The sequence below is a fragment of the Hydrogenophaga sp. genome, assembly GCF_011772445.1.
Lineage (GTDB): Bacteria > Pseudomonadota > Gammaproteobacteria > Burkholderiales > Burkholderiaceae_C > Hydrogenophaga.
In genome coordinates this window covers 1-214 of sequence record NZ_WVZN01000033.1, presented here as the reverse complement: position 1 = coordinate 214, position 214 = coordinate 1, and the positions used below count along the sequence as shown (strand labels likewise).

The following is a 214-nucleotide window of genomic DNA, read 5'->3' as shown; positions in this document are numbered from 1 at the left end:
CGGCCGCGTGCAGACCGAGGTGCAGGACCGCGGCGCGCCAGCCCCGTCCAGCGACCGCCTGACGCTGAGCCGCCCACAAGGCGGCGCGCCTGGCACCGGCAGCGAAGCCCAGATCGCGCAACAGCGCCAGTCGTCCGACGCCGCGCAACGCAGCGCCGAACTGCAGCGCAACATCGACGAACTGGCCAAGCTGGACAGCCAGGCCAAGGCCCCC

At 73.8% G+C, this 214-nt stretch carries 1 protein-coding gene; it reads left to right on the top strand.

Going from position 1 to position 214, the window contains the following annotated elements:
* Window positions 1-214: hypothetical protein (locus GTO19_RS13835; protein ID WP_291021596.1), on the top strand; the 214-nt coding region annotated here is incomplete at both ends.